Source organism: Bradyrhizobium sp. MI1.7 (assembly GCF_055811795.1).
This window is the reverse complement of record NZ_JBVVPO010000145.1, coordinates 1-7,688: the sequence shown is the minus strand read 5'-3', so window position 1 is coordinate 7,688 and position 7,688 is coordinate 1. Positions and strand designations below refer to the sequence as shown.

Below are 7,688 nucleotides of genomic sequence, written 5' to 3'. Positions count from 1 at the left end.
TTCTGTTCATCGCGTCCTGCAACAGACGGCCGTCCTGGCGATGGCAATGGGGCTCGTCCTGACCGCGCCGATCGGCGTCTTACAACGTTCATCGCAACCTCCAACCTCCGAGTGTTGCGACGACCGTTTGAATCCGCCCAATACGTCTCTATCAAATACACCGAACGCCTGGCTGAAGCTGGCGTCGAGCCTTCTGTCGGCAGCGTCGGAGATTCCTATGACAACGCTCTCGCCGAAACCATCAACGGTCTCTACAAGGCCGAGGTGATCCATCGGCGCGGACCATGGCGAAGCTTCGAGGCCGTCGAGTTCGCGACGCTGGAATGGGTGGACTGGTTCAACAACCGGCGGCTCCTGGAGCCCATCGGCAACATACCGCCGGCCGAAGCCGAGCAACGCTACTACGCCATGCTGGAACAACCGGCCATGGCGGCATAACTTAAACCAAATGGCCTCCGGCAAACCCGGGGCGGTTCACTGACGCACATTCCGAAGACCAATGTGCGAAGCTACATCGAGCGGCTCATTTAGCAAGCCGACAAGCGTGGCCGCTTCGCTCAGGTCGGTGTCCTGAACGCGTTTGTTGAGATAGAGCCGTGCCGCATCACTCACTCCGAAGATAGCGGCTCCGATCTGCACCCGGTTCAAATAGATCGTTAGGAGTTCATCCTTGGTGAGCCGCCGTTCGAGCCAAATCGCGACAAGTGCCTCGTGAATTCTGTCCTCGACAGCGGCTCCATTTGAAGGGATTTTGAATCCTCGCAACCTGCTGGCTAACGGTCGAATGTATGCCGTCTAGGTTCCAATTAGCATGGAATGAGCGGGCGATAGCAGCAGGGTCATTCCCGAAATGGCTGTAGAAGCGGTGATCCTCGGTCGCAAGCGTCGCCTTGATTAAGACGTCCGGAAGCTCTTTCAGTCCAATCGAGATATACGTAGCGCAAGAGCTGGTCTGACCCGCGCGGCAGTCCGGCAGACACACTGTAGGGTCAGAGTCCTCGCCCCAATTCTGACCTGCGGTCTATGAAAAACCGGGATTGTCACGATCAATGACAGTATCAGGCTGATGATCCCGAATGTTAAAGACTCCGAAAGCGGGTGGACAATCACCCAGCGTAGCGGTCGGCCAACACGCAGCGCACCCCCCATCAGCTCCGTAACCATAGTGGTGATTGAACAGATACGCCTGGCTGTTCCCATTATACGCTCTTGGATCGCGGCGGTCCGGCTTCGCGGCATCATCTGATTCACTTGCTTCTTTCAATTATCTGGAGTACGCGCGGCGAAACGCGTGCCGCTGTCGGCATGCCGCTCGGCCTTCTTGTTTCCATGTTTTTCATTGAAAGCGCCGAAGAAAAGCTTGTGTGGGGCAATCAGACAAGTCAGGAAATGCGACACGCTGCGACTAGAAGGACACATGCAAGCTTGCAAATCGGGCGTCAGCTCTGAGGGGATGAGGCCAGTACGCCTGCAGTTATGAGGGTGATCGCGGGTCGTGAGTCGTTCAGCCGTCACGCTGTATTCTCGATGGCATCTAGTCTGCAGCACCCGATGCTTGTTGCCAGCAAGCGAGTCGTTTGAGGGAGCTTCGCTAGTCGGCATCACAACTGAAGCTGTCGCTTTGGTACATCATTGCTCGCGCGTCCGGGACATTTAAGCGATGGTTTCGCAGGAGCAGCGGAGTGGGCATAAGCCATATACAGCCGCGCGCGCTCTCGCCGCCTGCGAGAATGCCAGCTGCGGACGGCATAGCCGGCGCCAGAGCCTGCGATAAAGATCAGAACGAGAAGAACAGATGCCATCATCAAGATATATCCATTTCCAGCAGCGCCTCGCAGATCGTAAATGTGCTGTGCCGTCGTCATGAGGCGAGTTATGTCTCAGTTGAGCGAATCGAACCGCCAGTTGGTACAACTTGACGCTGGGTACGATTCAAGTCTTTAAGAGGTCTTGGGCGGCATGGTTGCTGGATCACTCAGGACATTGTGTAAGACCAATGCTCGATTGGCCCAGGTGTTCGGCTGTTGCAAGTTGTGTGGTCTCGGCGTAGTGCCCTAGCATATGTCCCTCACGCGAAAGAGGCTGTCGCCGCCGCGGTTATCCCTCTTATCTGCGCAAATTCATGCTAGCTTTCGATCTGAACACCATGTGAGTGCACGCGACTGAGAGCGGTATCTGCAAAGGCAAGGCCACCCCCCGAGCTTCCTAAAAAGGCGCTTGTCGATACGGATGAGTATGGTTCCGAATTTGTCGGCTTGGCGAATTGCGCACATGGCGCATCTGTTGTCGGACAAGAAGTTCAATCGTGCCCAGTCAATCGGGCCGTGCAGGGTAATCCGCCTGAAGCGCGCAACCTGCGCATCTCGCCCAGCCCTTGCTCTACTGGCCCATCTGCCATCGAGCCACAGTTACGCCGGTCGCATCATGACAGCCCTCGGCCGTGCCGCAATTGAAGCCCCAGCAATTCGACCTTGAGCCGAAGCCACCGTCCATGCCGATATAGTAGCTGCTCCAGTCGTAGATCGCAGCCGCGACAGGCTGCGGAGCTTTGGTGTAGAGAGGTCGGACGGCCTGCGCAGGCAGATCCGCGCCGAATGCGGGCGTCACCGCGCCGGCGCCATAATGCTTACAGTCTCAGGCAAAAAGTTCTTCATTTCTACTCTCATCTCTTGGGCGCCCCCAGCCTCGTGCGTCTTTAACAACGTCCGCGCGATTTGCTGTAACTGCTTCGCAACATTTGCGCCCAAAACAATGTGCGAACCGAACGCTGCGTCAGGTTGCGGCTTTTCAGGTCATCTCCAACTGCGCCCACAATGCTCGGACGCATGCGGGCACAGCTATCCTACTTTGACGAAAAGTGGGCTGCTGATCTCAGCGGATAAAGCACACCGCAAGCAAAATGATGACCTGCCACACCGCAACGGAGCAGAGCAAGGCGCTTTGCAACGTCCTCGCTCGTATCCTGTGGCGCCATCGAAGGAGCTGCGATGAGCAACCGGTGAAGCGCCGACCGCGTACAACAGCTATCATGTCATCGTAATCTGAAAACCGGAAGTGAGACCGATGCTTGCGAATATACGCAAGCCGATCAGCGGGTGAGAGGCACTGTGCCCACACCTCCCATGCCTCATCATCAAAAAATGCGCTATTCTCAACGACTTCGGCGAGGCGCTCGTCAGGCTTCATGATGCATCCGCTGTTCTGCCGTTCTGCCCGTCGCAGATCGAGTTCTAGGAAGGAAGCCCCACCTTCGAAACTACCAGTTTGGGTAGGCTGCTTCAGGGAATCTAGCTCGGCCAGGACCATTGGTCATGGTCATGGTCAACGCGAGCTTGATCCTGACGCGAGATCAGATCCGAGGCGTCGGAGCGCTCTGCATCTCTCGCAGTGCAGATCGTGAGGGGCATCGAAGCGCCGTAGATGCTGTAGGAAATTGAAAATGCTCCTCACCGAGGCTGCCGCAATCGCGCTCGCGTCCAATTCAATTCAAGCGCTAGCTCGCGCGCGAATTTTCAACGATCTCTGGTGGAAGTTCTGCCCGGCAATAGCTTCCGCACATGCTAAGGCCATACAGATGCTGTCGGGCTTGACTCTACGCGAGCACGCGCGTGGCCGCCAATCTGGATTGCGCATCTATGCTCGTCGAAGTGGCGGCGGAAGGCGTTCGCCCTCGCGTGGCGGATCGGCAATTTCCTTGCTCGAGCGAGGCCGAAAGCGACGCTAGAAACCGGGTGCGGGAACTCGGGGCGGCAGCGTTGCAGAAGCATCGGAAGGAAAGAGAGCACCATAGAGCCGGGCGCGCCACGTCCTTTGCGGGAACGCCAGCTCGGCACTTCGTTGCCAAATCCAAAGCCGGCGAAGAAGATCGTAAGAAGAGAAGTGCTGTCGTCATCCTCAACCTCTAATCCCGAGCAGTGCCTTGATGTGCTACGTCACGCTCCTGCATCGCTGGTCGACAATTGGTCGGCGCGATTCGGCAGATGCTTGATTCCGAGGACGAGACGCTACGTATCAGCCGAGTCCATCCGGCGACTTCGAGCCGAAATGCATTCCAGCTCGATGTGGCGTACAGCAGCGGTGTGCGTAGCGTGGCACAGCTTTGCGGATGCCTGCCAGAGCAGTCCACGCCGCGCTCGTTGCAGGAAGCGAAATGCGTTGTGCCGGTCGATGTGGCTGGTCAGACTGGTGCGCCGATTCCGACGGCATTGCCCATCTTCCCTGCTGGTGGGCAACGGACAAAGCGTTTCAGGTGGCATCTGAAACGTGGAAGAGGCTAGCCATCTGGTTGCGCGATCGGCGCGACTCTCGTGACGCCCGGGTTGTTTGCGCGTCGGCAGGCTGTCGGCGGGCCACAATGAAATGCAAGGGCGGTCGCACTCATCCTTTGAAATCGAGCGCCTAAATCATGCGGTCGTCGCCTCGATGCTTGGGAAGGTGGCGCGGCGATCTTTTCCCGCGGCATGCCTACTGACCATGAGACAAACCCGCTACCAGAAAGACGCTGTCTTACATGGACCGCTCGGCAATCTCGAAAAATTGACGGCGATGTCTTCCTGCCGTCGTTGAGTGAGTGAACCTGCGCCTTAAGCAGAAGTTCGCCAGGTGTTAGCCGTAACCTCGATTTGATTGGGCCAGGAAGAGATGAATGTCTGATCGATGAAATCGCCAAAGATGCGGGCTCTATCATTTGACTTGAGTTCACTTGTCAGTCCCCGAGCGAGAATAGGTTTGGCGATTTGCATACGATCGGCGATGGTCCGGCGATCTGGCGGTAAAGCTGCGAGCGTCTCGTTGAAAATGTTGGCCAGAATGCGGAGGTCTTCTGGATAGAAGAGGTCACCGTGCCCTTTCGCTGGGACTGTTCGCCTGCTCGCGCTCCGGGGCGCTAGCCTCGATCATGGTGCTTAACCAGTCTGGCCGCGACGAGTTCGCTTGTGAGTTCGTCCAGCAGCTTGACGGCTCGGAGCGCCGTGTGTCCTGGCAGATCAGCTGAGCCACGAGCTTCAATTGGAGAGCAATCCGGTTCTCTAGATGCTGAATGCGCGACGTGCAAACAATCTCCTCCGGTTTCTCGGTTATGGGAGCCAGGCAAAAAAGGTGGCCATTCGTTCCACTTGCGTCGGCAGAAACGGATACCTTGCGCGAGAGCCAATCGCTGTTGCTCAAGGTACAGAGCGCATAGGCTTTCATCGGGAGCAGGAGGAAGATGTTGATCGGGGTGTGCAGCGAGAAGCCGAGAAATCGAAGCTCGCCGGCGCGCAGGGCTGCCACGCTGCTTCGAATCATGGTCATCGCGACGATGGTCAGACCGGTCCACCACGGCACGCTGTCCGTGAGCGCGAGCTGAGCGAGCGCGGCAATCGATGAGATGGCGAGCAGCAGCGGCCCGAGGTTTTGTCCGAGCACATCGAGCGTGAGGTACCGATCGAGGCCGGGCAGCAGGTGCAAACCGAGCAGGGGGTCGCGGTAGGTGCTGCGCCCAGCGGAGCTGTTGGCGCAGATACGGCAAGAGCGTGTCCGGGACCACCGTGGCGGCGATGGCGTCCGGAACGTACTCCGTTCGGAACCCTGCCTTGAGCATGAGGATGGTCAGATGACGGTCCTCACCGAAGTCGCTGGGTTTTCCCCGGAAGAACTGCGTCTCGTATTGCTCGAGCAGCAACAGCAGCGCGGAGCGCCGGTACATGGCGCACGGCCCGCAGCAGCACATGACGGCACCAAACCGCGTCTGCGCCGCGCGCTCCTCGTTGCAAGCCAACCAGTACTCCATGTCGATCAATCGGGTCAGCCAGCTGTCGTTTCGGTTGCTGGCCTTCAATTGGCCCATGGCCGCGCCGACGGCTGGATCCTGCATCTTGCGCACGAGCTTGCTGACCACGTCGCTGTCGATTTCCGTGTCGGAGTCGACGTTGAGCACGAGATCGCCGAATGAGCGGCGAATCGCTGCGATCTGCGCCTTGCGGTTTCCAACATTGCTTCGCAGCAGAATGATGGTGAATCTCGGGTCATACGCGTAGCTGGCGTGGACCGCGTCCACTGCGCCGACATTTGCAGAGCCGTCGTCGACCACGTAGACCTGCAATCGCCCTGGGTAATCCTGACTTGCGATAGACTTCAGGCAGGCCGCGAGCGTGCGGGGGTCCTCGTTGAAGCAGGGCACGATGACATCGACGCTGGGCAGAGCATCGGCGTCGACCGGGTCGTACGGCGGCAGTGGAGCGTCGCTTCGCAGCGCATAAAGCGCCTGCGCGCTCTTATGGACGCTGGAGAGCAACACGTAGGAGGCAACAGCAGCGGTGCTGATGGTGGCAAGCAGGCTCATGGGAATCGACCTATTCAGTGAGGTTGAGGAAGCGACCGGATTGCAAATCCACGGTCATGCAGTGCTGGAATGAGTTGGGCGAGCGCCGTCACGGTCTGGTCGCGCTGACCAGCATGAGGGCAGCGTCCCAACTCGTCGGGAGGGCACCCGTCGTGCAGGAGCACGATTGCCCCCGGCGGGACCGAGGCCAGCACCGCGGCAACGATCGCCTCGACGCCGGGACGAGACCAGTCTTGCGGATCGACTGACCAGTGCAGGGCTGCCAGTTCGGCCTTCGCCGACGCGACGAAGGCCTCCTTGCTCCAGATCCCGTATGGCGCACGCATGTGCCGCGGCCTCGAGCCCGCATCGAAAACACTCCAGTTCCCTGTTCTCGCCAAGCTCTCTCGAGCGGCGCGACGCCTGACCGATGCGCGTCAAGCGCAGCCATCCGGAATCGCAGTTGACAGAGAGCTGCACCCAACGGCGCATATCGCCCTTGTCGTTACTGGCGTTTGCTGCGCCGCTCTTGCTTGGCCAGAGCTCTGAGCGCAAGCTGTTCATGCTGCTTCATTATTGATGTTCGATCCAGATTGATGTATCGAAGCAGCTCCCGCGCGCCGGTGGCTCGCCGACGCAATACGATACGCCACGCTCGCCGCAGTCAGGATAGCCAAACCAAGAGGGCCTCGATCTGGGCGCAAGAGGTGAACATGTGCTGACGCTTGCACGCCATCCGTCAATTGCATTGAAAATAGTCAATACGTCATCGCGCGCCTTGTCCTCAATCGTCCTTGCGATTGCAGGCGGCTAGCTATGTGGATTTGTCGATTATTGTTAAAATCGATTCTTTTGATGTGACGTATCCATGCTGCGGATGGGCCAAGAGGGATCAACGTTCGGTGGGCAAGCCGATGCTCTTGATCCACTTGATCAGGCCAACGCGATAGAGTGGCTCAGCGTGCGACCGTCCTTTCGGTGCAAAGTCCTGGCCGAGCATCGAACCCATCTCGGGAAACGCGAATCATGGTGCTTGAGCTGGATCACCTCAAGTGAGCTTCACAGGAGCAAAGTCGGGCGATTGCCAGTGGCGATGACGACGAGTGGCCGGTCCTTTCGGTGATTAAGTTGCAGAGCTGAAGGGGACCCGCACTTGTTCGATGCAGCGGGCCGTTGAGGCTGGCCAGAGAAGCGTCGTTCGCGATGCACGAGATAAATCCGAGCCTGCAGCGTTTCGGCAGGTCTCCACTCAAGCCCTGCCGGCCGCCAGGGAGGCACTAGATTGATCAACTAGCGTGGTGCTGTCGCTCTGACCTGCCCCTGAAGTTTCACCCAGTAGCGGTTAGAGTCTCGGCGGATGTTACGCCGTTTGGCGCGGTGTGAGCAA

At 58.5% G+C, this 7,688-nt stretch carries 4 protein-coding genes and 2 pseudogenes; 1 reads left to right on the top strand and 5 read right to left on the bottom strand.

The features are described from left to right. On the top strand, positions 1 to 438 hold a 438-nt coding region (locus tag AC0L3X_RS46105), incomplete at its 5' end, for an integrase core domain-containing protein (RefSeq protein ID WP_473317536.1). 36 nt (positions 439 to 474) lie between these two features. On the opposite strand, the gene AC0L3X_RS46100 is transcribed toward AC0L3X_RS46105, so the two are convergent. The 5 genes and pseudogenes from AC0L3X_RS46100 to AC0L3X_RS46080 form a co-directional block, all read right to left on the bottom strand. Beyond that, the gene (locus AC0L3X_RS46100) at positions 475 to 765 is read right to left on the bottom strand and encodes a transglycosylase domain-containing protein (protein WP_473317535.1); all 291 of its coding nucleotides are present in this window, start codon (positions 763 to 765) and stop codon (positions 475 to 477) included. Next, the gene (locus AC0L3X_RS46095) at positions 665 to 982 is read right to left on the bottom strand and encodes a transglycosylase domain-containing protein (RefSeq protein WP_439034050.1); all 318 of its coding nucleotides are present in this window, start codon (positions 980 to 982) and stop codon (positions 665 to 667) included. The genes AC0L3X_RS46100 and AC0L3X_RS46095 overlap by 101 nt, the downstream gene beginning before the upstream one ends. 1,397 nt (positions 983 to 2,379) lie before the next feature. Then, positions 2,380 to 2,607: a hypothetical protein gene (locus AC0L3X_RS46090; protein WP_439034051.1), complete on the bottom strand. Its 228-nt coding sequence runs from the start codon at positions 2,605 to 2,607 to the stop codon at positions 2,380 to 2,382. Positions 2,608 to 4,836: 2,229 nt separating this feature from the next. Next, positions 4,837 to 6,322: pseudogene (gene nodC / locus AC0L3X_RS46085) on the bottom strand (chitooligosaccharide synthase NodC). Positions 6,323 to 6,336: 14 nt separating this feature from the next. Beyond that, positions 6,337 to 6,654 (bottom strand): annotated as a pseudogene (locus AC0L3X_RS46080) (chitooligosaccharide deacetylase NodB); the annotation flags it as partial. Positions 6,655 to 7,688 lie beyond the last annotated feature (1,034 nt).